At 70.4% G+C, this 24,455-nt stretch carries 24 protein-coding genes and 1 tRNA gene; 17 read left to right on the top strand and 8 right to left on the bottom strand.

Annotation, left to right across the window (positions count from 1 at the left end; genetic code table 11):
- Window positions 1-31 precede the first annotated feature (31 nt).
- From BC793_RS48925 to BC793_RS22685, 4 genes are all read left to right on the top strand, one after another.
- On the top strand, window positions 32-385 hold the full coding sequence (locus BC793_RS48925; protein WP_146246390.1) for a hypothetical protein: 354 nt from the start codon (window positions 32-34) through the stop codon (window positions 383-385).
- A 90-nt stretch (window positions 386-475) separates the two neighbouring features.
- A complete protein-coding gene (locus tag BC793_RS22695; RefSeq protein WP_109595399.1) occupies window positions 476-1,780 on the top strand; it encodes an AAA family ATPase in 1,305 nt (434 codons plus the stop codon).
- A 107-nt stretch (window positions 1,781-1,887) separates the two neighbouring features.
- A complete protein-coding gene (locus tag BC793_RS22690) occupies window positions 1,888-2,736 on the top strand; it encodes a bifunctional DNA primase/polymerase (protein WP_109595397.1) in 849 nt (282 codons plus the stop codon).
- A gap of 217 nt (window positions 2,737-2,953) precedes the next feature.
- Window positions 2,954-4,729, top strand: coding sequence for a GAF domain-containing SpoIIE family protein phosphatase (locus tag BC793_RS22685; RefSeq protein WP_239170278.1), 1,776 nt, complete (start codon window positions 2,954-2,956; stop codon window positions 4,727-4,729).
- On the opposite strand, the gene BC793_RS22680 is transcribed toward BC793_RS22685, so the two are convergent.
- Both BC793_RS22680 and BC793_RS22675 read right to left on the bottom strand, forming a co-directional pair.
- Window positions 4,622-6,133, bottom strand: coding sequence for a hypothetical protein (locus BC793_RS22680; protein ID WP_239170279.1), 1,512 nt, complete (start codon window positions 6,131-6,133; stop codon window positions 4,622-4,624). The two genes, BC793_RS22685 and BC793_RS22680, sit on opposite strands and share 108 nt — an antisense overlap.
- Window positions 6,130-7,215, bottom strand: coding sequence for a hypothetical protein (locus BC793_RS22675; protein ID WP_109595393.1), 1,086 nt, complete (start codon window positions 7,213-7,215; stop codon window positions 6,130-6,132). The genes BC793_RS22680 and BC793_RS22675 overlap by 4 nt, the downstream gene beginning before the upstream one ends.
- Window positions 7,216-7,334: 119 nt before the next feature.
- On the opposite strand from BC793_RS22675, the gene BC793_RS22670 reads away from it, so the two are divergent.
- On the top strand, window positions 7,335-7,619 hold the full coding sequence (locus BC793_RS22670) for a DUF427 domain-containing protein (protein WP_109595391.1): 285 nt from the start codon (window positions 7,335-7,337) through the stop codon (window positions 7,617-7,619).
- Between the two features lie 17 nt (window positions 7,620-7,636).
- Here the strand turns inward: BC793_RS22670 and BC793_RS22665 are convergent, their stop codons facing one another.
- Window positions 7,637-8,029, bottom strand: a complete 393-nt coding sequence (locus BC793_RS22665; RefSeq protein ID WP_239170280.1) for a hypothetical protein — start codon at window positions 8,027-8,029, stop codon at window positions 7,637-7,639.
- Window positions 8,019-8,276, bottom strand: coding sequence for a hypothetical protein (locus BC793_RS22660; protein ID WP_146246389.1), 258 nt, complete (start codon window positions 8,274-8,276; stop codon window positions 8,019-8,021). Before BC793_RS22660 ends, BC793_RS22665 begins: the two co-directional genes overlap by 11 nt.
- Window positions 8,277-8,483: 207 nt before the next feature.
- Between BC793_RS22660 and BC793_RS22655 the strand changes: the two genes are divergently transcribed.
- Window positions 8,484-10,154, top strand: coding sequence for a putative bifunctional diguanylate cyclase/phosphodiesterase (locus tag BC793_RS22655; RefSeq protein ID WP_109595386.1), 1,671 nt, complete (start codon window positions 8,484-8,486; stop codon window positions 10,152-10,154).
- Here BC793_RS22655 and BC793_RS22650 read toward each other — a convergent pair.
- Window positions 10,138-11,415, bottom strand: coding sequence for an MFS transporter (locus tag BC793_RS22650; RefSeq protein ID WP_109595384.1), 1,278 nt, complete (start codon window positions 11,413-11,415; stop codon window positions 10,138-10,140). The two genes, BC793_RS22655 and BC793_RS22650, sit on opposite strands and share 17 nt — an antisense overlap.
- 53 nt (window positions 11,416-11,468) lie before the next feature.
- Between BC793_RS22650 and BC793_RS22645 the strand changes: the two genes are divergently transcribed.
- The 10 genes from BC793_RS22645 (at window position 11,469) to BC793_RS22600 (ending at window position 20,982) form a co-directional block, all read left to right on the top strand.
- Window positions 11,469-12,440 carry a GlxA family transcriptional regulator gene (locus BC793_RS22645; protein WP_109595382.1) on the top strand — a complete coding sequence of 324 codons (972 nt, stop codon included), beginning with the start codon at window positions 11,469-11,471 and terminating at the stop codon, window positions 12,438-12,440.
- Window positions 12,441-12,526: 86 nt separating this feature from the next.
- Window positions 12,527-14,194: a GspE/PulE family protein gene (locus BC793_RS22640; protein ID WP_109595380.1), complete on the top strand. Its 1,668-nt coding sequence runs from the start codon at window positions 12,527-12,529 to the stop codon at window positions 14,192-14,194.
- A gap of 86 nt (window positions 14,195-14,280) precedes the next feature.
- The gene (locus BC793_RS22635; RefSeq protein WP_109595374.1) at window positions 14,281-15,405 is read left to right on the top strand and encodes a type IV pilus twitching motility protein PilT; all 1,125 of its coding nucleotides are present in this window, start codon (window positions 14,281-14,283) and stop codon (window positions 15,403-15,405) included.
- Between the two features lie 4 nt (window positions 15,406-15,409).
- Window positions 15,410-16,639 (top strand): type II secretion system F family protein, encoded by a 1,230-nt coding sequence (locus BC793_RS22630; RefSeq protein WP_109595372.1) that lies wholly within the window; start codon window positions 15,410-15,412, stop codon window positions 16,637-16,639.
- A gap of 115 nt (window positions 16,640-16,754) precedes the next feature.
- The gene (locus tag BC793_RS22625) at window positions 16,755-17,252 is read left to right on the top strand and encodes a type II secretion system protein (protein ID WP_109595370.1); all 498 of its coding nucleotides are present in this window, start codon (window positions 16,755-16,757) and stop codon (window positions 17,250-17,252) included.
- A gap of 77 nt (window positions 17,253-17,329) precedes the next feature.
- Window positions 17,330-18,112, top strand: coding sequence for a prepilin peptidase (locus BC793_RS22620; protein ID WP_109595368.1), 783 nt, complete (start codon window positions 17,330-17,332; stop codon window positions 18,110-18,112).
- A gap of 40 nt (window positions 18,113-18,152) precedes the next feature.
- Window positions 18,153-19,178 (top strand): type IV pilus assembly protein PilM, encoded by a 1,026-nt coding sequence (gene pilM, locus BC793_RS22615; protein WP_109595366.1) that lies wholly within the window; start codon window positions 18,153-18,155, stop codon window positions 19,176-19,178.
- A complete protein-coding gene (locus tag BC793_RS22610) occupies window positions 19,175-19,870 on the top strand; it encodes a PilN domain-containing protein (protein ID WP_109595364.1) in 696 nt (231 codons plus the stop codon). Before pilM ends, BC793_RS22610 begins: the two co-directional genes overlap by 4 nt.
- A complete protein-coding gene (pilO, locus tag BC793_RS22605) occupies window positions 19,870-20,451 on the top strand; it encodes a type 4a pilus biogenesis protein PilO (protein ID WP_109595362.1) in 582 nt (193 codons plus the stop codon). The genes BC793_RS22610 and pilO overlap by 1 nt, the downstream gene beginning before the upstream one ends.
- A 126-nt stretch (window positions 20,452-20,577) precedes the next feature.
- Window positions 20,578-20,982 (top strand): response regulator, encoded by a 405-nt coding sequence (locus BC793_RS22600; RefSeq protein WP_109595360.1) that lies wholly within the window; start codon window positions 20,578-20,580, stop codon window positions 20,980-20,982.
- A 403-nt stretch (window positions 20,983-21,385) separates the two neighbouring features.
- Here BC793_RS22600 and BC793_RS22595 read toward each other — a convergent pair.
- Both BC793_RS22595 and BC793_RS22590 read right to left on the bottom strand, forming a co-directional pair.
- A tRNA-Ala gene (locus BC793_RS22595) sits at window positions 21,386-21,458 on the bottom strand.
- A gap of 97 nt (window positions 21,459-21,555) precedes the next feature.
- A complete protein-coding gene (locus tag BC793_RS22590) occupies window positions 21,556-22,104 on the bottom strand; it encodes a YqgE/AlgH family protein (RefSeq protein WP_170167265.1) in 549 nt (182 codons plus the stop codon).
- 122 nt (window positions 22,105-22,226) lie between these two features.
- Here BC793_RS22590 and BC793_RS22585 point away from each other — a divergent pair, with 122 nt between their 5' ends.
- Entirely contained in the window at window positions 22,227-23,033 is an 807-nt protein-coding gene (locus BC793_RS22585) for an S-methyl-5'-thioadenosine phosphorylase (RefSeq protein ID WP_109595358.1), read from the top strand.
- A 69-nt stretch (window positions 23,034-23,102) separates the two neighbouring features.
- Here BC793_RS22585 and BC793_RS22580 read toward each other — a convergent pair whose 3' ends face one another.
- A complete protein-coding gene (locus BC793_RS22580; protein WP_109595356.1) occupies window positions 23,103-24,416 on the bottom strand; it encodes an extracellular catalytic domain type 1 short-chain-length polyhydroxyalkanoate depolymerase in 1,314 nt (437 codons plus the stop codon).
- Between the last annotated feature and the right edge of the window lie 39 nt (window positions 24,417-24,455).

The raw sequence follows: 24,455 nt of genomic DNA, 5'->3' as shown, positions 1-24,455 counted from the left end.
CGGAGAGCCGCGCCTGCCACGCCCGAGGGGCATGAGCACCTGGACGCGCATGTCGCGTTCCACCGGCGCCGCCTTCCGGGCCGGGGCGCGCGCTCGTGGCGCGCCATTCGTCGATCAACCGCCCGGCCTCAGCCAGATCCCGTCCGGTGAAGCCGCGCGGGACCCGCCCCGCGAGGCCGCCGAACCCGCCGACATCGAAGATCCGCCCGTCGAACATGCCGCCTCCTCATTCACCGTCATGACTTCGTGGCAGACGGTAGCGAGAATGGCGGTACCGCGGGGAAGGCCTGTGGATAACTACTCTCCGTTCATCCCAGCACCGGGACCCGACGGTGACGACGATCTGGCACGGCGCCTGCTGGTCCGTCAGGAGCGTCCCGAGTAGCGGCGCGGCGGAGACTTCCCAGCGCCTGTGCCCGCCGGTCGTTTCGGGGAGGCTCGCGGTTCTGTCGGAGGGGGGCGCTAACGTGCCGACATGGGTTCGAACACGCTCGTCAGCCCGGCCGAGGAGGCCGCGACCGTCATCGCCGCGGTCCTCCGCGATCTCACCGAAGGTGATCATCGTGGGGTGGTGGTCGACTCCCCACCCGGCGCCGGCAAGTCGACGCTGGTGGTGCGGGCAGCCGGGGAGCTGGCCGCCACCGGTGCGCCGCTGATGATCGTGGCGCAGACGAACGAGCAGGTGGACGACCTCATCGAGCGGCTCGGTGTGCGTTCGCCGGAGCTGCGGGTGGGCCGGTTGTCGGCTGTCGACTACGAGCCGACGCCACGGGTCCGGGCCCATCCGGCGTGCCGGGTGGCGGCCAAGGTCACCGATCTGGGGTCACCACCGGTCACCATCGGCACGGCTGCCAAGTGGGCCACGGTGACCGAGGGCACCTGGCCGTGGGCGATCGTCGACGAGGCGTACCAGATGCGTTCCGATGCTCTTCTGCGTGTCGCGCCGCGTTTCGCCCGCGCACTGTTCGTCGGTGATCCCGGCCAGCTGGACCCGTTCTCCACGGTGGAGGTGGAGCGGTGGATCGGCCTGTCCTGGGATCCGATGCAGAGCGCGGTGGCGGTGCTGCTGCGGCACAATCCGGACCTGCCGGTGCATCGTCTTCCGGTGTCGTGGCGGCTGCCCGCGTCGGCGGCGCCGGTGGTGGCGCAGGCGTTCTACCCGTTCACCGGGTTCCGTTCGGGGACCGGGCCGGGTGATCGGACGCTGGCCTTCGAGCGGCCGGGGCGCGACGCGTTCGACGCCGTGCTGGATTCCGCGGCGGCCACCGGGTGGGGGCTGCACGAGTTGGCGGAGCGGTTCACCGTGCGTACCGACGCGGAAGCCGCCGCCGCCTGTGCGACGCTCGCCGCACGAGCCTTGACCAGGGACGGCGTCGCGATGTCGGAGTCCGGGACGGGCCGGTTGACGCCGGACCGGATCGCCGTCGGCGCGGCCCACCGTGACCAGGTCGCGGTCATCCGCTCGCTGCTACCGGCGGAGGCGGCCGAGGTCACCGTGGACACCGCGAACCGGCTGCAGGGCCGGGAGTACGACTTGACCGTGATTCTGCACCCGCTCTCCGGCCGGCGTGACGCGACCGCCTTCCACCTGGAGTCGGGCCGCCTGTGCGTGCTGACCTCCCGGCACCGGCACGCGTGTGTGGTGGTGGCCCGGGCGGGCATCGCCGAGCTGCTGGACGCGCACCCGTCGACCGAGCCGGTGCATCTCAATGTCCCGGTGAAGTTCCCGGACGGCTGGGAGGCCAATCAGTCGATGCTCGCCCATCTGTACCGTTCGTGACGGTTCTCCCGTTGACCGCGTGGGCGGCGAGCTGGCCGCTGGATCGCGGGAGCACCACGTCCTCCGCACCCTGCCGGAGGGCGACCGATTGTCGTACGCTTGTTCTAATGTCGCTCACGGCTGCCCTGGCGTACGCCCGGCACGGCGTCCCCGTCCTGCCGGTGCACACGCCTGACCTGACCGGCGCCTGTTCCTGCGACAGAGGAGCCCGATGCGAGCGTTCCGGCAAGCACCCCCGCCTGCGGCACGGCGTGTCCGAGGCGTCGACCGATCCCCGCCAGATCCGGCTGTGGTGGACGTTCTGGCCGCGCGCCAACGTGGGCCTGCGCACCGGTGTGGTGATGGATGTGGCCGACGTCGACTCGGCGGAGGGCTGGCACGGGCTGCGCCACCTGCTCGGTGGCGACGTGCCGCCCGGCCCGCAGGTGCGTACCGGTTCGGGTGGCCGTCATCTCTGGTTCCGCCCGACCGGTTTCGGCAACCGGGTGCGCCTGTTGCCGGGGCTGGACTGGCGTGGCTCCGCCGGCTACGTCCTGGCACCACCGTCGCGACACGCGAGCGGGGCCGTCTATCGCTGGATCCAGCGGCCCGCGGTGACCCTGCCGGCCGGCCCGTCACCGCTGTTGGCACTGATCGCCGGCCCCGCGCCGGAGCCGGTCCGCAGGCGGCTGCCGGCCCACCCGGATCGTTATGCGGAGGCGGCTCTCGACGCCGAGACCGCCCGGGTGGCCGAGGCCGTCACCGGGACCCGCAACGACACCCTGAACCGGGCGGCTTTCGCGCTCGGGCGCCTGGTCGGGGCCGGTCTGCTGGACGAGGCGCAGGTGCGGTGGGCGTTGACGGCCGCGGCCCGGCGGGCCGGGCTGGGCCGGGCCGAGATCCGCGGCACGATCCGCTCGGGGCTGACCGCGGGCCGACGCCAGCCGTTCGGTCACCGGCCATCGAGCGCGGCGTGAGTGGGCCCCCGATCCGGTACGGGTGACGAAAAGCACCGTGTTGGTGACCCCGGAACAGGGGCGTCCCTCAGCGCAGGGGGCGGGTAGTCCGTTCGGGCGGGCCGAAACGGATGATCGGGTCGCCGTGGAAACGGCCCGCATACACGTGACGCCGGTAGCCTGACGGTCGAGACCGCGGGGGGCGATGGTGCTTCAGTGGGGCCTGATCGGTGAAGCTGTGCTCGCTGATCCGCCGCGCCTGCGTTCGGTGCGCCGGATCACCGCGGGTCCGGTGCCGGACGACGCCTTCAATCGGGTCGCGATGCTGGTGCACAAGCTGATCGACGCACCGATCGGTGTGGTCTGCCTGGTCGACGAGGATCGCCAGGTGCTGGCCGGTCAGGTGGGGATGCCGGAGCCGATGGCCTCGGCCCGGGAGATGCCGCTGACCCACTCGTTCAGCAGGCACGTCGTGGTGGCCGGCGAGATGCAGGTGGTCGCGGACGTGCGCGCCGACCCGCGGATGCGGGACAACCCGATGATCCGCGAGATCGGCGCGATCGCGTATGTGGGGGCGCCGATCGTCGATCCGGACGGCTTGATCGTCGGTGCGCTCTGCGCCATCGATCAGGAGCCCCGCGTCTGGACCCCGAGCGAGATCGCCCTGATCGGGGAGCTGGCCGAGGTGTGCTCGTCGGAGGTGTGCCTGCGCATCGCCCGCAGCGCGGCCGAGGAGGCCCGCCGGGCGGCCGAGTCGGCGCATCACCAGTTGGAGCTGCTGGCCGAGTTGACCGAGTCGCTGGCGGCGACGATGGACGTGGAGGAGGCGATGCGCCGGCTCGGCGACATCGTCACGGCGGCCCTGGCCGACTGGTGCGTGGTGGCGCTCGCCGACGATCCGGGGGGCCGGGGCCCGGCGCGGGTCTCGGCCACGCACTGCGACCCGGACCGGGCGGCCGACATGGCCCGGCTCGCCGAGCTGGCCGCCGGCTCGCACGCCGATCTGCAGGCGATGATCCGCGCGGTCCGGGCGCGGGGCCGTCCGGTCCGGTCGGTGGACGGTGACACCGAGATGCGGAGCCGGATCAGCGATGCGGAGCTGTCCGAGATCACCGCACGGGCCGGGTTCGGAGCGTCGATGATCGTTCCGGTGGTGTCGCCGGTGCGCCGGCGGGCGGTCGGGGCGATCCTGCTGGTGAATCGTCCGGATCGGCCCGCCTTCTCGGCCGCCGAGGAGTGGACGGCGGCGGAGGTGGGCCGCCGGGCCGGTCTCGCGGTGGAGAACGGCCGGCTCTACCGGGAGCAGCGGCACGTCGCCGAGGTGCTCCAGCGGAGCCTGCTCACCGAGTTGCCGGTCATCCCGGGGATGGAGCTGCACGCCCGGTATCTTCCGGCGCAGCACGGCGCGGCGGTCGGCGGCGACTGGTATGACGCGTTCGCCCAGCCGGACGGCAGTGTCGTGGTCGCGGTCGGGGACGTGACCGGGCACGACATCGAGGCCGCCGCGACCATGGGCCAGCTCCGCAATCTGGTCCGGGGTGACGCCTACGGCCGTGACGAGGAGCCGGGTGCCCTGCTCACCGCCCTCGACCAGGCGCTGCACGGGCTGCGGGTGCCGGCGTCGGCGACGGCGGTGCTGGCCCGTGTGCGTACCTGCTGGTCGGGTTATGAGGTGGGGTTCGCCAACGCCGGGCATCCGCCGCCGCTGCTGTTGCTGCCGGACGGCCAGGTCCAGGTGTGGTGGGTGCCGCCGGAGCCACTGCTGGGCCTGCCGCCGAGGGACGAGCCCCGCACGACGGCGCGACGGTTCGTCCCGGCGGGCTCGACGCTCGTCCTCTACACCGACGGTCTGGTGGAGGACCGGGAGCAGCTCTTGGACGACGGGATCGCCCGGCTGTCGGCGGTGTTACGGGAGAATGCGGCCCGCCCCGGTGACGAGCTCTGCGCCCGGCTGCTCGAGGTCGCCCCGCACCGCAGCGACGACATCGCGCTGCTGCTGGTCAGGTTGACCTGACGGGTCGTACGGCGCGGGCGGCCCGCCGTGGGTCCAGGGCGTCTCGGCCGGGTCGGGCAGGGTGCCGCCCGGCCGGTATGCCTCGCTGAGTGTGGTGAGGATCAGGCGCTCCCCCACCGCCGGGACGCTGCCGGGCTCGGCGACCAGGCGCCGTCCCATCCCGCCGGACAGTTCGAGCAGGACGTCCTGACCGTCGCCGGCCGGGCTGATCGAGATGACACGTGCCTTCTGGGACGGACGGGCCGGGGAGGTCAGCGAGGCGCCGGGCTCGACCCGGACCGGCTCGGTGGTGTGGACCATGATCCGGGGCCGGAGTACCGGCCGTCTGCCGGTGTCGTCGACCCGGTCCGGGTTGGCGAGGGTGACGGTCCCGGCGAAGGCGGCACCGCTGAGCCGGTACTCGGCCAGGACCAGCGGGTCGTCGAACGCGCGCTGGACGGCATACCGGGAGGCGGCGTTCTCCAGCCGTTGGAGGCGGGCGGCCGCGGCGACCGCACCGTCGCGGCGGGGCTGCGGCGGGCCGCCCTCGGCGAGGTTCTGCGCGAAGGCGGTGAAGACGTCGCGGTCGGCGTCCCAGCGCAGCCGCACCCGCTCGCCGGCGGGCAGGCGCCGCAGCAGGCCGACGGTCCGCCACATCCGTTCCCACGTGGGCAGCAGCAGATCGTGCAGCACCTGCGGCAGTTCCGGCGCGGAGCGTTCGATCAGCGGGGCGAGCACCCGGTTGTCGAAGTCGGGGTCGGTGGCGGGCCCGGCGACCGGCCCTTTCTCGGCCGCACGGGCGGCGGCGGCGCCGGACTCGATCCAGGCGAGCTGTGCACCGAACTGGGCGTCCTCGGTGCCGCTCTGCCCGGTCACCCAGTGCAGCCCGAGCGCCTGCACGGCGTTGACCAGCAACGACGAGCCGGGCACCTCGGCGGTGTTGGCGAAGAAGGTGAGCCAGCGCCCGAGCAGCGGCACGGCGGCCGGGACCGGGTTGTCACCGTCGGTCCGCCGGAACCGGGTGGACCGGCCGAAAAGGCGCACGAAGTCGATGCCGGCCGGGTTGGGCATCCAGATCTGGGGCGCGTCGACGTACCGCTTGCGGACGTCCTTCCCCCGGTCGACGGCGACGTCCTCGGTGTCGATGGTGAACGAGTCGGCGTAGGGCACGAGGATCGCGGCGAGGTCGGCGGCGAAGGCGAACCGTTCGTCACGGTTGCGGGGCTGACCGACGACGAGCAGCCGCGGCCGGGCCGGGTCGGTGCCGGCCATCGCGGCCAGTGGTGCGTTGGCCTCACCGGCCATGACCAGCGGGATCAGCACCAGCGGGTGGTCGTGCACGTGCAGGTGGCGCACGGTGGCGATGGGCTGGGCGCGGCCGGTGGCGACCGCCTGCGCCCGGGCGAGCGCGGTGAGCGTACTCAAGAACGGGCCTCGGGAACGAGGGACAGGGCCTCGGACCGCAGGCGGAGCGCGGCCTGGAGCATCGCGGCCGCCTCGGCCTGGTCCTCGGTGGGCTCGCGGCGCCCCTCGGCGAGGTCGAGCACCTCGCCGACGGAGTCGATGCCGCCGAGCGCCTCCCGGACGGTCCGGCCGAGCGCCGCGGTGCTGCCGGCCGCCTCGTTCCGACAGTAGACGGAGAGTTCGCAGGCGGAGAGGCACTCCGGCGCATACCGGGCCTCGACGTGGGCGAGCGCGGCGACGAGTTCCTCGGGTTCGAGCGCGAGGTCGAAGGTGAGGCCGGCCGGGAGGGCGTCGATCAGGCCGGTGACCGCGGCGAGCCGGGACAGCTGGCGCCGCAGGGTGGAGAGCTGTTTACGGACGTCGAGGACGACCGCGGTGGGGTGGAAGCTGAAGTCGGCCGGGCAGACCAGGACCACCTCGTGGCTGACCGTGGACGGGTCCTGGCCGAGGCGTTCCATCAGGTCGCGCAGGGCGAGGACGTAGACGGCGGCCTGGACCGCGGCGGCCGAGACCTTGGCGCTGTCGGCCTGCCCGTCGACGATCGCGAACGACTTGATCTCGACCACCTGGAGGCGGCCGTGATGGGCGTACGCGATCAGGTCCGGTTCGAGGTAGACGGTCTGACCGGCGACGTCGAGGGTGAGCAGCGGGTGGTCGATGAGCGCGGAGCGGGCGTCGGCGAGCACCTTGACGGTCTGCTCGTGCCGGTCGCTCAGCGTGTCGGCGCCGAGGTCCTGGTAGCCGAGGCCGGCGTCGGCGGCGAGGACCTCGCGCAGCAGGGCGCAGTCGTCGGCCTTGAGCATGGCCTCGAAGGCGTTGCCGCGGGACAGCGCGAACCGGGACTGGCCGAAGCTGCCGGGGTGCCCGACGCGCTCGGCGAGTCTCTGCTTGTCGATGCCGGCCGCGTCGAGGACGGCCCGGCGGTTGCAGCCGGGATTGCCGGTCAGCGCGGCGATGGTGCGGGCGTTGTGGCGTTTGGCCCGACCGGAGCCGCGCAACTGGTCCAGCCTGGTGCTCTGGTCCAGCCTGGTGCCCTGGTCCATCGGAGACTCCATAAGGACATTGACTCTAGATCTTCCACCAGGTCGCGGCAATTCACCCACGGGAGGTGAATAAATCGCACATATCAGACACAAACCCAGCCGCGCGCTACGTTCGGGGCATGCCGAAGGCCATCTGGAACGACGAAGTGATCGCCGACAGCGAGGACACGGTGGTGCTCGAGGGCAATCACTACTTCCCCCTCGACAGCGTCCGTGCGGACGTGCTCGTCCCCTCGGACACGCACACCGTCTGCCCTTGGAAGGGCAAGGCGTCCTACTACTCGCTCCGGGCGGACGGGCACACCGCGCCGGATGCCGCCTGGTTCTACCCCGACCCGAAACCGGACGCCTCGGCCGTACGCGACCGCGTCGCATTCCGCCGAGACGTCTCGATCCAGGCCTGACCGCAACGGGGGCCCGCTCACGTGATCCGCGGGTGGGCCTCCTCGATCTTCGCCACCTCCAGGTAGTCCAGCATGTCCCGCTGCTCCTCCGGGCCGAGCGCACCGAACGCGGCGTACGCCTCCTCGCGGGCGTGGGTGGTCTCCGCCGCCAGCAGCGCAATGATCGCCGACCAGGCCAGGGACACCCGGTCGAAGAGCCGTGCCCGCCGCAGCGAGGTGAGCCGGGACAGCATCCCGACCTTGGTGGCCGCGTCGTCGTCGAGTGCGACCCGGTCGCACAGCTCGAACAGCGCCTTCCCCCGGTAGGGGTGCTCGGACTCGATCAGCCGGGCCAGCTCGGCGTTGTCCATCCGGTCGACCGGCGGGGCCGGGCCGCGCCGGGGCAGTGAGGGGCTGGGTTCACCGTGCACGACTGTCGCGCCCGCTCTCGAAACCGTTGCCCGGCGATTGCTGTGGCAGTCCCGCCGTGCGGGTGAAGGTCGGGAAGTCCGGAGCCGGCATCACCGGCTCCTCGACGTCGACCGGGCTTCCGTCCGATGTCACGCCCTCGGCGGCGCGTAGGACACCGTCGTCGGCGCCCCGTTCTCCATCCAGCACGTTATAGCCCTCCAGCACGTTATAGCCCTCCGTTACCGACTTACCGTGATGAAGTCCCATGAGATCACGCCCGTGCAAACCCCGCGACCCTGGTCACCCAACCCGACGACCGGCGTAACGCCCTGGCAACGCATCGACCGGACCGACCGTCCGTCACCGATTGTGAAGGGTACGCGCAGGCCGTACCCCAATAGATCTTGAAGTAACCGCAGTGCGATGACTCAAGCGGGCCCGGCGTGGACCGATGTGTCTCGCCGGAGGTGGATCGTGGGTCGCAACGCTCTGTGGGACCGGGTTCGGGTCGTCGTCGACGATGCCGTGGTGCTCGCGTCGCTGGTACTGCTCGCCTGGCCGGTGGCCGATCCCGCGCAGCCCGGTGGGCCGGCGGGCCGCATCATGCCGCTACTGGCGGCGCTCTGCCTGGGGCTCGCCGTCCTGCTGCTGGACAGCCGGCGCGGGATCCTGCGGTACATCACCGTGACGGCCGCTCTGGCCGTCGCCGGGATCCGGCACGTCGCCGGTGATCTGCCACCGGCGGCGACCTGGCTGGTCCTGCTGGTGGCGGGCGCCGGGGTGCTGCGGCAGTTCCTCGGCAACCGGATCGACCCGGACCGGAACCGGCAGCAGGCACTGCTCGCGCAGCAGGCCTTCCGGGACCCGCTGACCGGGCTCGGCAACCGGCGGATGTTCGTCGAGTACGCCGAGGAGGTGCTCGCCGAGCCGGCGCGTACCAAGACCGCCGTGATCGTCGTCGACCTGGACGGCCTGCGGGAGGTCAACGACGTGCTCGGACACGCCGCCGGCGACGATCTGCTGCGTGCCGCGGCCGACCGTCTCGCGGTGAACGTACGTGCCAATGACACGGTCGCCCGGCTGGACGGCGACGAGTTCGTCGTGCTGCTTCCCGGCCTGGAGGACGAGCAGGCCGCGGTCGCGGTGGCCGAGCGTGTACTCACCGAGTTGCACCGCCCGCTCCAACTGGCCGGGGTGGCGCTCAGCATCCGGGCCAGTGCCGGCGTCGCGATCACCGACGGCCTCGACGGTCTGGACGGGGTGCTGCGCCGCGCCGACCAGGCGCTGATCCGGGCCAAGCGGGACGGTGGCGGGGTGGCCCGCCGGTTCGACCCGGTGCTGTTCGCGAAGGCGGAACAGCGCCGCCTGGCCGAGCACGACCTGATGCGCGGCCTGGAGGCCGGCGAGTTCGAGGTGCACTACCAGCCGATCGTGGACCTGGACAACGGCGGCATCACCGTCGGCGTGGAGGCTCTCGTGCGCTGGCGTCACCCGGAGAAGGGCCTGGTCCCGCCGGCGCTCTTCCTGGACCTGGCCGAGCAGCTGGGACAGGTGCCCCGGCTCGGCGGCTGGGTCCTGGAGGAGGCCTGCCGGCAGGCACTGGCCTGGCAGGTGCAGTTCCCCGGCTTCGAGATGAACGTCAACCTGTCCGCCTCCCAGCTGACCAACCCCAAGCTGATCCAGGAGGTCCGCGAGGTGCTGGAGCGTACCGGCCTGCCGCCGCGCGACCTGGTGCTGGAGCTGACCGAGTCGGTGGCGCTCACCGACCTGGTCGAGTCGGCCCGGGTGCTGAGCCAGCTCAAGGAGCTCGGTGTCCGGATCGCCCTGGACGACTTCGGCACCGGTTTCTCCTCGCTCAGCCACCTCAGCACCCTGCCGGTGGACGTGGTCAAGATCGACCGCTCGTTCGTCCAGGCGATGCCGGAGACCGGCGGCGCGTCGGTGGCCGAGGCGGTGCTGCACATCGCCCGCACCTTCAACCTGTCGCCGGTGGCCGAGGGTGTCGAGGACGCCGGTCAGGCCGAACGGCTCAAGGATCTGGGCGCGGGCCGGGCCCAGGGTTACCACTTCGCCCGGCCGATGCCGGCGATCGGGGTGACCGAGCTGCTCGACAAGCAGTCCGCCGAGGTCAAGCTCGAGATGTAGCGCCCTGCACGGACTGTTCCAGGAGCGGGAGACGTTTCCCGGCGTAGAGCATCAGGCTCAGCACCGCGCCGAGGATCGCCAGGCCGCCGGCCGCGTACCAGGCGACCGTGTATTCGCCCATCCGGTCACGCACCAGGCCGGCGGCCGTGGCGGCGGCCGCCGCACCGAACTGGTGCGAGGCGAAGACCCAGCCGAACACGATCGGTCCGGCGGCCCCGAAGTACTCGCGGCAGAGCGTCACGGTCGGCGGCACGGTGGCCACCCAGTCCAGCCCGTAGAACAGGATGAAGATCAGCATGCTCGGGTGCGCGGTCGCGGCGAACAGCGACGGCAGCGTCAGCAGCGCCAGCCCGCGCAGCGCGTAGTAGGCGCCGAGCAGGATCCGGCTGTCGACCCGGTCGGTGAGCCAGCCGGACGCGATGGTGCCCACCACGTCGAAGACGCCGACCAGTGCCAGCAGGGTCGCCGCGGTGGTCGAGGGCATGCCGTGGTCGTGGGCGGCCGGGATGAAGTGGGTGCCGACCAGACCGTTGGTGGTCGCCCCGCAGATCGCGAAACCACCGGCGAGCAGCCAGAACGGCCGGGTCTTCGCGGCATCCCGGAGGGCGCGCAGAGCGTTTGCGGCGGCTCCGCCGGCCGGCTTCACCGGTTCTTCGATCTCGGTGGCGCCGAAAGCGGGCACGTTCAGGTCGGCCGGGTGGTCCCGCAACCGCCACCACAGCAGGGGTACGACCAGAAGCGCGGCGATCGACACGGTGAGAGCCGCCGTCCGCCACCCGTCCGACTCGACGACCCGGGACAGCACCGGCAGGAAGATCAGGTTGCCGGTCGCCCCGGCCGCGGTCAGCACCCCGGTGACGAGGCCGCGGTGCCGGACGAACCAGCGTCCGGTGATGGTGGCCACGAATCCCAGCGCCAGCGAGCCGGTGCCGAGGCCGACGAGCACACCCCAGCAGAGGACGAGCTGCCAGCTCTGGGTCATCCACAGGGTCAGCCCGGAGCCGGCCGAGACCAGCAGCAGCGCGCCCATCGCGACCCGGCGGATGCCGAACCGGGCCATCAGGGCCGCCGCGAACGGCGCGGTGAGGCCGTAGAGCAGCAGGTTCACCGACACCGCGGCGGAGATCGTGCCGAGCGACCAGCCGAACTCGTCGTGCAGCGGCTGGAGCATGACGGACGGGGTGGACCGGAAACCGGCCGCCCCGAGCAGGGCGATGAAGGTGACCGCGGCGACAGCCCAGGCGGGATGGAAACGTCTCACGGCATTGATCCTTCTTCGTCGTACGCGTTCGGGCGAGTGGCCAGAGGGCCATCATGCGCAAGAATCGAGCCATGCGTCATCTGATCGCGGTCCTGATCCTGGACGGTCTGGTCCCCTTCGACCTCGGCACCCCCACCCAGGTGTTCCTCTCCGCCCGCGACGACACGATGACGAGGCTGTACGACGTCCGCGTCTGCGGTCCCGCCCCCGTCGTCACCGAGGTCGGCTTCACCGTCGTCCCCGACCACGGGCTGGAGCAGCTGGCGATCGCGGACACGGTGATCGTCCCGGGGATCCACCGGGGCGGCCCGGTGACCGACGGCACACTCGCCACCGACGTGCGGGACGCGCTCGTCGCCGCCGCGGCCCGGGGCGCCCGGATCGTCTCGATCTGCACCGGCGCGTCGGTGCTGGCCGCCGCCGGCCTGCTGGACGGGCGCCCGGCCGCCACCCACTGGGCCTGGGCGGACCGGATCGGCGGGCTCTACCCCCAGGTCGAGTGGGACTTCGACGTGCTGTTCGTGGACGACGGGGACGTGCTGACCTCGGCCGGGGTGGGCGCCGGGGTAGACCTCTGCCTGCACATCATCCGTACCGACCACGGCGCCTCGGTGGCGAACCGGACGGCCCGGCGCTGCGTGGTGCCGCCGTGGCGGGACGGCGGCCAGGCGCAGTACATCGAGCGACCGGTCCCGGCCGCGAACGGCGCCGGCACCGAGGGCACCCGGGCGTGGGTACTGGACCGGCTCGCCGATCCGGTCACCCTGGAGGAGATGGCCGGGCACGCCCGGATGAGCGTACGGACGTTCACCCGCCGGTTCCGCGACGAGACCGGGCTGAGCCCGCGGCAGTGGCTGCTCCGCCGGCGGGTCGAGCACGCCCGCATCCTGCTCGAGTCGACCGACCTGGCGGTCGACGCGGTGGCCCGCCGGTCCGGGCTGGGCAGTGCGACCGCCCTGCGCCAGCACATGCACGCCACGATCGGGGTCGCCCCGTCCGCGTACCGCCGCACCTTCCGCCACTGACACCCCGGGGGTTCCCACGCTCAGTTCCGCCCAGAAGTGTCCGACTGGATCTCTGAGCCCTCTTTTCCGCCCCCGCTGAGGAACCCATGGATCAAACCTTCCGCCCGCTGCTCGACGCCCTCAAGCAGATCGGCGTCGACCCCGACGCGGTGGACCGGGCCGCCGCGGAGGCACAGCGCAGCGGCCGGTCGGTGCGTGCCGTCCTGATCAACGACCAGGTCGTCACCGAGGAGCAGCTGACCCAGGCGGCCGCCGCCGCGTTCGGGATCAACACCCTGGACCTGGTCGGCTTCACCCCGGATCCGCAGGCGCTGAAGCGGATCCCGCTGCCCGTGGTGCTCCGGCACCGGGTCCTTGGCCTGGCCATCAACGACGGCGAACTGGTCGTCGGCGTGACCGACCCGGCCGACGTGGTGGCCCTGGACGACGTGCGGGCCGCGACCGGCATGACGATCCGGCCGGTGGTGGTGGCCCGCAGCGAGGTCCGCCGGATCATCGAGAAGCTCCAGCGTGAGGGTGCCGACCTGGCCGATCTGGCCGAGGCCGGTCTGGACGACCAGGCCGGCATGTCCGCGCAGGCGACCAGCACCGACGACGCGCCGATCGTCCGGTACGTGAACAGCCTGATCGAGCAGGCCGTCATGAACCGTGCCTCGGACCTGCACCTGGAGCCGACCGAGGACGACATGCGGGTCCGCTACCGGATCGACGGCGTGCTGCACGAGGTGGACCTGGTGCCCCGGGGCGTGATGAACGCGCTGATCTCCCGCATCAAGATCATGTCCGGGGTCGACATCACCGAGAAACGGATCCCGCAGAACGGCCGCATCACCGCGATGATCCGCGACCGTACGGTCGACCTGCGCACCGCCACCCTGCCGACGGTCTGGGGCGAGAAGATCGTGCTCCGTGTCCTGGACACCGGCGGCATCGACCTCGACCTGGCCAAACTCGGCTTCACCGAGCACAACCTCCAGCGCTTCTCCGCGTCGTTCACCAAGCCGCACGGCATGGTCCTGGTGACCGGGCCGACCGGCTCCGGCAAGTCGACCACGCTGTACGCCACCCTCGGCAAGATCAGCCGGCCCGAGGTCAACGTGATCACCGTCGAGGACCCGGTCGAGTACCGGCTGCGCGGCATCAACCAGGTACAGGTCAACGCGAAGGCCGGGCTGACCTTCGCGGCGGTGCTGCCCGCCATCCTGCGTACCGACCCCGATGTGGTCCTGATCGGTGAGATCCGGGACGGCAACACCGCACAGATCGCCGTCGAGGCAGCCCTCACCGGTCACCTCCTGCTCTCCACACTGCACACCAACGACGCGCCGGGCGCGGTCACCCGTCTCACCGAGATGGGCATCGAGCCGTTCCTCGTCGGCTCGTCGCTGGACTGCGTGCTCGCCCAGCGTCTGGCACGGCGGATCTGCGACTGGTGCAAGGAGCCGTACACGCCGACCGAGGAGGAGATCATCGGCGCCAACTGGCCGCTGCAGGACCTGGCCTTCCCCGAGGTGCTGTACCGGCCGGTGGGCTGCCGGAACTGCGCGAACACCGGGTACAAGGGCCGGGTCGCGATCCACGAGGTGATGCAGGTCAGCCCGGAGATCGAATCGCTGACCATCAAGCGCGCCTCGGCCGGCGAGATCCGCGAGGTCGCCCTCGCCCAGGGGATGTACGAACTGCGCGCCGACGGCCTGGCCAAGGCGGCGGGCGGCCTGACATCGATCCGGGAGATCTCCCGGGTGGCCGTTTAGCGCTCCCGTTCCGCTACTAAACCCGGTCCCGGTGGTGCCGATTCAACAGGCGTCAGAGACACCGAGGACGGACCGGGAGGGGCCAGATGGACACGCTCCAGTACAACGGACACCAGGCGGAGGCCACCGCCACGTCCGCGGATGATCTGGACGTGCTCGACCAGATGCTCATCACCCTGGTCGAGTCGGGCGGGTCCGATCTGCATCTGACCGTCGGCTCCCCGCCGATGATTCGCGTGCACGGCTCGCTACGGCCGCTCCCCGGCTACGGCAAGCTGAACACCGCCGACACCGAGCTGCTGGCCCGCGCGGCCGTCAGCCCCGCCCAGTGGGAGACGTTCCTCGCCGAGCAGGAGATGGACTTCGCGCACAGCATCGTCGGCGTCTCCCGGTTCCGCGGCAACCTCTACCGGCAGCGGACCTCGTGCGGCGCGGTCTTCCGGGCCATCCCGCACAAGATCAAGCCGCTGGACGAGCTGGGCATGCCGGAGTCGGTGGCCCGCTTCGCGCACCTCCCGCGTGGTCTGGTCCTGGTGACCGGCCCGACCGGTTCCGGCAAGACCACCACCCTGGCCTCCCTGCTCGACCTGGCCAACCGCAGCCGGGCCGACCACATCATCACCATCGAGGACCCGATCGAGTTCCTGCACCCGCACAAGCGGTCGGTGGTGAACCAGCGGGAGGTCGGCACCGACACCGACACCTTCGCCTCGGCACTCAAGCACGCGCTGCGGCAGGACCCGGACATCATCCTGGTCGGCGAGCTGCGTGACCTGACCACCACCTCCACGGCGCTGACCGCCGCGGAGACCGGTCACCTGGTGATGGCGACCCTGCACACGCAGAGCGCCACCCAGACCATCGACCGGGTCATCGACATCTTCCCGCCGCACCAGCAGTTGCAGATCCGCGCCCAGTTGGCGGCCAGTCTCCAGGGCGTGATCACTCAAGCGCTGGCTCCGACCGCCGATGGAAAGGGCCGGGCCGTGATCTGCGAGATCCTCACCGCGACCCCGGCCATCCGCAGCCTGATCCGGGAGGGCAAGACGCACCAGATCCCGTCCTTCATGCAGGCCGGCGGGGCCGACGGCATGCTCGCCTTCGACCAGCACCTGGCCGAGAAGATCCGGGAGGGCACGGTCGCCATGCAGGCAGCACTGGAGATCTGCCACTCCCCTGAGGAGCTCAAGCGGCTCGTGGGAAACGGGTGATCCGATGTCAGCGACCAAGACTTTCACTTATCACGCGATCGATGCCTCCGGTAAGAAGGCCAAAGGCACGATCGAGGCGCCCACCGAGGCTGCCGCCACCCACATGCTGCGCCAGCGCGGCGAGGTCCCGCTCGACCTGATCGAGGCGGGTCAGGGTCTCCAGATGGAGATCAAGATCCCCGGCATGGGGAACCGCGTCAAGCTCAAGGACCTCGCGGTCTTCGCGCGGCAGTTCGCCACCATGACCTCCTCCGGCATGTCGCTGCTGCGGTCACTGTCGATCCTGGAGGAACAGACCTCCTCGCTGCCGCTGAAGAAGGCGATCGGCGAGGTACGCACCGACGTCGCCACCGGCGCGGGCCTGTCCGCCTCGATGGCGAAGCACGACCGCGCCTTCCCGCGCCTCATGATCGCCATGATCCGGGCCGGCGAGACCGGCGGCATGATCGACAAGGCTCTCGAGCAGATCGCCGAGAGCCTTGAGAAGGACACCGCGCTCCGCGGCAAGATCAAGGCTGCACTGACCTATCCGGCCATCGTGCTCGGCTTCACGTTCGTGATGATCGCCGGCGTACTCATCTTCATCGTCCCGATCTTCGAGGGGATGTTCAAAAGCCTCGGCGGCGAACTACCCGCGCCGACCCAGTTCCTGGTCACGGCCAGCAACAACATGGGCTGGCTGGGGCCGCTGTTCCTCGGCAGCGGCATCGCCACGGCCGTGTTCTACAAGCGCAAGATCCGGTCGAGCGCGGAGTTCCGGCTCCGGGTCGACCAGATCAAGATGCGTCTGCCGGTCTTCGGTCCGCTGCTGCGCAAGCTGGCCATGAGCCGTTTCGCCCGCAACCTCGGCCTGCTGCTGAACGTCGGCGTCCCGGTCATGCAGGCCCTCGCGGTGGTCGGCGAGACCACCGGCAACGAGGTCATCAACGCCGCCATGAAGGACGTCCAGGCGACGGTCCGTGACGGCAACCCGATGTCCTCGGCACTGCGTCATCACCCGATCTTCCCGACCATGGTCACCCAGATGATCGAGGTCGGGGAAGAGAGCGGTCAGATCAGTCAGATGCTCGACAAGGTTGCCGACTTCTATGACCGAGAAGTCGACGCCGCAGCCGAGTCACTGACCGCCTCGATCGAGCCGATCATGGTCGTCGTCATGGGCACCGTGGTCGGTGGCATGGTCATCTGCCTCTACCTGCCGATGTTCACCATCGGCCAGAGCATCCAGGGCTGACGACTCCGCCAGGTAACACCCGCAATTCCCCCGGCCGACTCCCGACGGCCGGAGCACCACCGGGCACCCGAGCCCGCGCCTTCTCCACCCCACCCCATGCCTCGGAGGCAACCCCATGCAGCTGCACGACACCATCACCCGACTCCGCGCCGGCAAGAAGAACGACGAGGGCTTCACCCTCATCGAGCTCCTGGTCGTGGTCGTCATCATCGGCGTCCTGGTCGCGATCGCCGTGCCGGTGTACCTCAACTACCGCCAGGGCGCGGCTGACAAGTCGGCCCAGTCGGACGTCCGCGGCGCGATCAGCGCGGTGGAGCAGTACTACACCAGCAACGGCAACGCCTACCCGGCCACCAAGAGCGAGGCCAACGCCGCCGGCACCGTCGGCAAGCTGGAGCTGGGCACCGCCCCCGCCATCGCCACCATCACCCTGTCCGACAAGACCCAGCTGGGCTACGTGTTCGTCGCCACCGCCGGCGCCGTTCCGGCCCACTACCTGATCTGCGCCAACAACACCGGCGGCAGCGGCAAGTGGTACGTCTACAACAGCCTGGACGGTGGCTCCGTCAAGGCCGCCGCCACCGCGCTCAAGTTGTCCGACTGCGCGGCCTGACGCACTGACCCGGGTGGCGTCGACATCGGCGCCACCCGGAACCCCATTCCCGGCGACGACCAAGGAGGAGACCAGCCATGCCCGAGATCCCGCTGTTCGGCATCGTGGCCCTCCTCGGGCTCGCCATCGGATCGTTCCTGAACGTCGTGATCCACCGGGTGCCCCGCGATGAGTCGCTGATCCACCCGGGCTCGCACTGCCCGCAGTGCGCCAACCCGGTCCGGAACCGGCACAACGTCCCGGTCGTCGGCTGGCTGATGCTCCGCGGCCGGTGCGCCGACTGCGGCACCCGGATCAGCGCCCGCTACCCGCTGGTCGAAGCCGGCACCGCGGCACTGTTCGTCGCCGTCGCGGCCCGCTTCGGCTGGTCCTGGGAACTTCCGGCGTACCTCTATCTCGCCGCCGTCGCGATCGCCCTGGCGATGATCGACCTCGACGTGATGCGCCTTCCCGACAAGATCGTTCTTCCCTCGTACGCCGTGGCCGCCGCCCTGCTCGTCCCGGTCTCGCTGACCGCCGGCGACCCGGCTGACCTGCTCCGCGGGTTCCTCGCCGCCGGTCTGCTCTACCTGCTCTACCGGGTGCTCGCGATCTGGGGCATGGGCGGCGGTGACGTGAAGCTGGCCCCCCTGCTCGGCTTCTACCTCGGCTGGCTCGGCTGGGGCGCGGTCGCGGTCGGCGCACTCGCCGGCTTCCTGCTCGGCGGCGTCGTCGGCGGGATGCTGATCGCGCTGAAGCTGGCCTCCCGCAAGAGCCGCATCCCGTTCGGGCCCTACATGCTGGCCGGCGCCTTCCTCGCGGTCTTCGCGGCGGCACCGCTCGCCGGCTGGTACACGAACCTGCTCCTCCCCACCGCCTGAACCACACCGCCTGCTCCGCTACCAGAAGGAAGGAACACCGATGGCTGGCTCAACGCCGATCGGGCTCGACATCGGCTCGTCCTCCATCCGGGCCGTGGAAGTCCGGCGCAGCAAGGACGACTTCACCCTTCTCAACTTCGGCCAGTTCCCCCTCGAGCCGGGCATCGTCTCGGCCGGCGTGGTGCAGGACCCGGGCACCGTCACCACCGCCCTCAAGCAGCTCTGGAACGCCAGCAAGTTCGCCGGCAAGAAGGTCACCCTCGCGGTCACCAACCCGCAGCTGGTGGTCCGCGAGACGTCCGTGGCGAACCTGCCGCAGAGCCAGATGCGCCAGGCCCTGCCGTTCCAGGTCAAGGAGCAGCTGCCGCTCGCGGTCGAGCGCTCGCTGCTCGACTTCTACCCGCTCGAGCAGCCCGGCGACAATCCGACCGTTCGCGGCCTGCTGATCGCCATGCCCAAGGACGCGGTGCTCACCATGGTCCAGGCGGTGCAGAAGGCCGGCCTCAAAGTGGTCGGCGTCGACCTCGCCTCGTTCGCCATGCTGCGCTCCGCCTCCCGGCTGGACGCCCAGGTCGAGGCGATCGTGGACATCGGCGCCAACATCACCAGCGTCGTGGTGCACGCGGACGGCGAGCCGCTGTTCGTCCGCACCCTCCCGCGCGGTGGCGCCGAGATCACCGACAACATCGCCACCCGCCTGGGCATGGACACCGCCGGGGCCGAGGCGCTGAAATGCCGGTACGGCCTGCACGGCGACGGCAACCCGGACACCGTGGCCGCCCTGGTGGACGCGGTCCGCCCGCTCTCCAGCGAACTGCGCAGCTCGTTCACGTACCTGGCCTCCGGCGAGCGCCAGAAGCAGGTCACCCGGATCCTGCTCTGCGGCGGCAGCGCCCTGATGCCCGGCCTCGCCGAGCACCTGCAGGAGCAGCTCGGCGTCGCGGTGATGTACGCCGACAACGCCTCCCGCCTCCGCGACACCCGCAAGGCGCGCGAGCGTGGATTCGACAGTTTCGTGCCATCGGCCGCGGTGTCGATCGGCCTCACCCTCGGAGCGACCCGATGACCACCACAGCGCTGATGCCCGTGGACCCGTCGGTCTCGCCGCAGCAAGCGGCCCGGATCCTCACCATCCGCGCCGACCTGCTGCCACCGGAGATCCGGGACGGCCGGCGGTCCCGGCGGATCCGTTCGCTGATCGTGTTCGTGGTCCTCCTCGTGGTGGCGGCCGTCGGCGCCTGGTACTGGCAGACGACAGTCGCCAAGGAAACCGCCGATCAGGACTACGAGGCGACGTTCCAGGACTTGACCGACACCCGGGCGGCCCAGAAGACCGACGAGTTCCGGGCCCTCGTCGAGTACCAGGACGGCGGCGAGACGCTGAAGACCGAACTGACCGCGGTGCTCGCCGACGACCTGTCCTGGACCAATCTGATCAATCTGATCAGAGAAGAGGCTCGCAAGGAGAAGGTGACTCTCACCGAGCTCAACGCCAGTCTCGCGGAGAAGACCGAAGGTGCCCAGGACACCAGCGGAGTGATCGGCACGCTGAACATCTCCGGTACGGCCAAGGACAAGCGTGTGATCGCCGACTTCGTCAACAAGCTTGGCAGCCTCCAACACGTGACGAATCCGTTCGTCACGAATGCCAACAAGGACAAGACGTTGAACCACTACTCCTTCACAGCCACCGTGGCTGTCACCTACAAGGCGCTCTGCGGCCGCTTCACCACCAAGTGCCCGAGTGGAGGCAAGTGATGACCGCGCGCCGCATGGATCAGATCTGGCTCTTCGGCGGCCTCGCCCTGACCCTCCTGCTCGTCGCGGGCGGCTGGTTCATGCTGATCAAACCGCAGTACACCGCGATCGACGCCGTCAACGCCGACACCGGCGACACGCAGACTCAGCTGATCAAGGAGCAGAAGAGGCTCGCCGAGCTGAAGGCGGAACTCAAGAAGATCAACCAGTACAAGAAGACGCTGCTCACCAACCAGCAGGCCATCCCGCACCGCAACTCGACCAACCGGATCCCGGAATTCCTGAAGCAACTACAGAGTCTCGGTGCCAAGTACAAGGTCGAGGTCAGCGGTTACGGCGCGACCACCGAGGTGCCGTCGAAGTCGACCGACGCGGTGACCCAACTGCCGATCACCCTCAGCATCGAGGGTCAGAGTGTCGACCGGATCCTCAATCTGGTGAAACACCTTCAGACCGAGCAACCGCGGGCCCTGCTCATCGAGACCGCCCAGCTCGGCCAAGGCGAGGGGGGCGGCTGGGAGCTGTCGGTCACCCTCAAGGCGTTCATCACCTCGACGAAGACCGCCACCGTGAAGTCCTGACCCGATCACCGAACGCCCCTGCCCTCTGTGGACAGGGGCGTTCGCCGCACCCGGCCGGCAACGCAACGGCACTCGGAGCCCTGGAGGATCCGGCCGATCTGGCAGACGACACGAGGAGGAACCCCGATGAACCAGAACCTGATCCTGATCGCCGACGACGACAGCGATGTTCGCGACCTTCTCTCCGTGACACTGGAGTCGGCCGGCTACCGGACCCTCGGCGCGAAGGACGGCAACACCGCCGCCCGCATCCTGACCGTCGCCAAGCCGGTCGGCATGATCACCGATGTGCGGATGCCCTCCATGAACGGCATGGAACTGTGCCGGCTGGCCCGCAACACCCCGGCGATCCGCGACATCGCGATCCTGATGGTCTCCGGCAACAGCCACACCTACGACGTCGACGCGGGCCTGGGCGCGGGTGCCGACGGCTATCTGCCGAAGCCGCTCACCCCGCGGGAGCTGGTCACGCAGATGCAGTCGCTGATCAGCAAGCGTCACCTGGCGATGACCCCGGACGGACCGTCCTGACACGACCGGTTTCCTGTGTGATTCCGATGGATCGCCGCTAAACCCTCGCATCTGCCCGAAACGACGGTTATCGTTACGTCCGGCCCGTGCCGTTCCCCCCGTAGCGGCACGGGTCCCTACTTCTTTCCCCGAACGCCGGTGTGCCGGTTTCTCCCCGACTCCGATGCGCCGGTTTCCCCCCGAATCCCATGCGCCGGTTTCTCCCCGACTCCGATGCGCCCGGCGAACGGGAGTCGATCACCGAATCCGGCGCGCCCGATGGGCGGAAGCCGATCAACGCCGTACGTCGATCGCGGCGCGTATCCATTCGAGACGGAGAGCCGCCCGGAGAACCTCAGTGAGGCCGGCCGGTGGGAGCGCAAATGCAAGAAACGCCCGGACTGAGTCCGGGCGTTCGTAAGGGTGGAGCTGAGGGGACTCGAACCCCTGACCCCCACACTGCCAGTGTGGTGCGCTACCAGCTGCGCCACAGCCCCTTACTGACCTGCTCTTACTGCTTTAGCGTCCCCGGCGTTTCCCCCGGGCACGCTGGAAATACTACACACCCTTCTGACCCTCCCTGCGGCACCCCCCTCAGTTCAGGGAGACATCCGGGGGGAAATGGGCGACCGCGGCCAGGATGTCCCCCTGGCGCCGCAGGACCATCGCCCAGAGATCATCCGGGCGCTCCACGAACGGATCGCCGGGCAGCGCGTCGAAGACGAACCACGAACCGGACGCGATCTCCTCCTCCAGCTGCCCCGCCGACCAGCCCGAGTAGCCGGCGAAGACCCGGATGCCGGCGACGCTCTCGCGCATCCGCTCCGGGTCGGCGGAGAGGTCGAGGGTGCCGAGCGCGCCACTGACCGGATGGAAACCGGACAGCCGCTTCTTCACCTCGGGTTTGGTCCGGGCCAGGCAGATCGCCGACTCGGGCTGCACCGGGCCGCCCTCGAAGAGGACCGCGGGGTCACCGGCGAGCTCGCCCCAGGTGCCGAGCACCTCGGCCACCGGGACCTCGGTCGCGCGGTTCAGCACGACCCCCAGGGCGCCGCCCGTCTCGTGGGCCACCAGCAGCACGACCGTACGGTCGAAGTTGGGGTCCTTGAGGGTGGGCGTGGCGACGAGCAGCTGACCGGTCATCGACTCCACCGACCGGCCTCCGATCCGCTGCTGCTCACCGAACACCTGATTACCGCCGTCCGCTCGACGTAGCCATGACTCGCACATTAGCTTGCGATTCCGGCCGCGGATAAGGTCTGGACATGAACCCGCCACCTACGGCAGCAGAGATCGGCGTCATCGGCGGATCGGGGCTGTATGCGCTCCTCGAGAACGCCACTGAACACGAGGTCGACACCCCGTACGGTTCGCCCTCGGACCGGGTCACGGTGGCCGATGTCGGCGGGCGCCGGGTGGCGTTCCTGCCCCGGCACGGCCGTGACCACCGGTTTCCCCCGCACCGGATTCCCTACCGGGCCAATCTGTGGGCGCTGCGGTCGCTCGGTGTCCGGCAGATCATCGCCCCGTGCGCGGTCGGTGGGCTGCGCCCTGAGCTGGGCCCCGGCACGTTCGTGGTCCCGGACCAGCTGATCGACCGCACCAGCGGCCGCGAGCAGACCTTCTACGACTCCGGTGCGGTGCACGTGTCGTTCGCCGACCCGTATTGTCCGGTCGGCCGCGCCACGGTCCTGGATTCCGCCGAGCGGGTGAGCGCCGTCGACGGCGGGACCATGGTCGTCGTCGAGGGCCCGCGCTTCTCGACCCGCGCCGAGTCCCGGTGGTTCACCGCGATCGGCGGCACGATCGTGAACATGACCGGTCACCCGGAAGCGGTCCTGGCCCGGGAGCTGGCGCTCTGCTACACGGCGATCGCCCTGGTCACCGATCTGGACGCGGGCGTCGAGGGCGATCACGGCGTCACCCAGGACGAGGTCTTCGCGGTCTTCGCCGAGAACACGGCCCGCCTGCGCGAGGTCCTTCTGGACGCGGTGGTCAAGCTTCCGGCCGAGCGCGCCTGCGCCTGCAAGGACGCCCTGGCGGGCATCAAACTTCCTTTCGAGCTTCCTTAGTCGTACGGCTACCCGCCGGCGATTCGGGGATGAGGCAGAGGTGGGGAACCCTGCCTCATCCCCGGCTCGTCAGACGACGGCGCAGTTCGCGCCGTTGAGTGTGAACGCGGTGGGCCTGGCCGCGCTGCCGGTGTGGGTGGCCTGGAAACCGAAGGTCTGCGACCCACCGGCCGCGATCGTGCCGTTGTAGGAGACGTTCGTGGCGGCGACCGCCCCGTTGGACGGGCTGACCGCGGCGTTCCACGCGTTGGTCACGGTCTGCCCGGCCGGCAGGGTGAACCGCAGCGTCCAGCCGTTGACGCCGGCGGTGCCGGTGTTGGTGACGGTGACCGACGCGGTGAAGCCCGCGCCCCAGGAGTTGACCGTGTAGCCGACCCGGCAGCCACCGGTCGGGGCCGGTGACGACGGCGCGGGCGACGACGGCCCCGGTGACGACGGCCCCGGTGATGACGGTGACGGCGACGTGGTGTCGAGTCCGAGGAAGTGCACGGCCGCGGCGGCGTCGACCGGGAGGTTGTGGCTGACACCGTTCATGCTGATCGCCTCGACCGGGGCGGTGTCACCGGTGCCGCCGTACCGGGTGCGGGTGTATCCGCTCTGCGGGGTGTCGGTGAACGACGGCGTCTGGGTGAGGCCGTGGACGTTGGTCCACTGGTCGATCTGCTCACCGAAGTTGGGGTATCGCAGCACCTCGTCATTGGTGCCGTGCCAGGTCTGCATACGCGGGCGGCGGCCGCTGTAACCCGGGTAGGCGTTGCGGACCAGATCGCCCCACTGCTGCGGGGTCTTCGTGACCAGGCCGTTGGCGCAGTCGCTGTTCCATTCGGAGCCGTTGGTCGTGGCGAAGCAGCCGAACGGCACCCCGGCGAAGGCCGACCCCGCACTGAAGACGTCGGGATAGAGGCCCAGCAGCACGTTCGTCATCATCGCGCCGCTGGAGACACCGGTCGCGACGATCCGGTCGGCGTCGATCGGGTAGCGGGCCCGTACGTAGTCGATCATCGACTTGATGCCGACCGGGTCACTGCCGCCGCCACGGGTCAGCGCCTGCGGGGAGGCGACGTCGAAGCACTGGCTGCTCCGGGTCACCGACGGGTAGATGACGATGTAGCCGTACCGGTCGGCCAGCGAGGCGAACTGGGATCCGCTGTGGAAGGCCGGCCCGGTGCCGGTGCAGTAGTGGACGGCCACGAGCAGTCCCGGCCGGGGTGCCGGGTTGTCCGGGACGTAAAGGTACATCCGCAGGTTGCTCGGGTTGGCCCCGAAGCCGGTGACCTCGGTCAGCGCGGCCGCGGAGGCGGGTTGTGGCAGGGCGACGGCGGCCACTGCCGTCGCCGTCAGCATGGCGAGGGCGGCGAGCAGGGCCTTGACTTTCGTTCTCATCGGGGATTCCTTGCGGGGGATCGTGGGGACGGGGCGCTT

Source organism: Actinoplanes xinjiangensis, from assembly GCF_003148685.1.
GTDB lineage: Bacteria > Actinomycetota > Actinomycetes > Mycobacteriales > Micromonosporaceae > Actinoplanes > Actinoplanes xinjiangensis.
This window is presented reverse-complemented; position numbering and strand designations above follow the sequence as displayed.

Excerpts from the sequence above, each read along its gene's own strand:
- BC793_RS22610 (WP_109595364.1), top strand. The coding sequence starts at position 19,175 with ATGACCACCACAGCGCTGATGCCCGTGGACCCGTCGGTCTCGCCGCAG.
- BC793_RS22620 (WP_109595368.1), top strand. The coding sequence starts at position 17,330 with ATGCCCGAGATCCCGCTGTTCGGCATCGTGGCCCTCCTCGGGCTCGCC.
- BC793_RS22625 (WP_109595370.1), top strand. The coding sequence starts at position 16,755 with ATGCAGCTGCACGACACCATCACCCGACTCCGCGCCGGCAAGAAGAAC.
- BC793_RS22690 (WP_109595397.1), top strand. The coding sequence starts at position 1,888 with ATGTCGCTCACGGCTGCCCTGGCGTACGCCCGGCACGGCGTCCCCGTC.
- BC793_RS22670 (WP_109595391.1), top strand. The coding sequence starts at position 7,335 with ATGCCGAAGGCCATCTGGAACGACGAAGTGATCGCCGACAGCGAGGAC.
- BC793_RS22660 (WP_146246389.1), bottom strand. The coding sequence starts at position 8,276 with ATGGGACTTCATCACGGTAAGTCGGTAACGGAGGGCTATAACGTGCTG.
- BC793_RS22580 (WP_109595356.1), bottom strand. The coding sequence starts at position 24,416 with ATGAGAACGAAAGTCAAGGCCCTGCTCGCCGCCCTCGCCATGCTGACG.
- BC793_RS22600 (WP_109595360.1), top strand. The coding sequence starts at position 20,578 with ATGAACCAGAACCTGATCCTGATCGCCGACGACGACAGCGATGTTCGC.
- BC793_RS22675 (WP_109595393.1), bottom strand. The coding sequence starts at position 7,215 with ATGGACCAGGGCACCAGGCTGGACCAGAGCACCAGGCTGGACCAGTTG.
- BC793_RS48925 (WP_146246390.1), top strand. The coding sequence starts at position 32 with ATGAGCACCTGGACGCGCATGTCGCGTTCCACCGGCGCCGCCTTCCGG.
- BC793_RS22640 (WP_109595380.1), top strand. The coding sequence starts at position 12,527 with ATGGATCAAACCTTCCGCCCGCTGCTCGACGCCCTCAAGCAGATCGGC.
- BC793_RS22635 (WP_109595374.1), top strand. The coding sequence starts at position 14,281 with ATGGACACGCTCCAGTACAACGGACACCAGGCGGAGGCCACCGCCACG.
- pilM (WP_109595366.1), top strand. The coding sequence starts at position 18,153 with ATGGCTGGCTCAACGCCGATCGGGCTCGACATCGGCTCGTCCTCCATC.
- BC793_RS22585 (WP_109595358.1), top strand. The coding sequence starts at position 22,227 with ATGAACCCGCCACCTACGGCAGCAGAGATCGGCGTCATCGGCGGATCG.
- BC793_RS22695 (WP_109595399.1), top strand. The coding sequence starts at position 476 with ATGGGTTCGAACACGCTCGTCAGCCCGGCCGAGGAGGCCGCGACCGTC.
- BC793_RS22645 (WP_109595382.1), top strand. The coding sequence starts at position 11,469 with ATGCGCAAGAATCGAGCCATGCGTCATCTGATCGCGGTCCTGATCCTG.
- BC793_RS22630 (WP_109595372.1), top strand. The coding sequence starts at position 15,410 with ATGTCAGCGACCAAGACTTTCACTTATCACGCGATCGATGCCTCCGGT.
- BC793_RS22590 (WP_170167265.1), bottom strand. The coding sequence starts at position 22,104 with ATGACCGGTCAGCTGCTCGTCGCCACGCCCACCCTCAAGGACCCCAAC.
- pilO (WP_109595362.1), top strand. The coding sequence starts at position 19,870 with ATGACCGCGCGCCGCATGGATCAGATCTGGCTCTTCGGCGGCCTCGCC.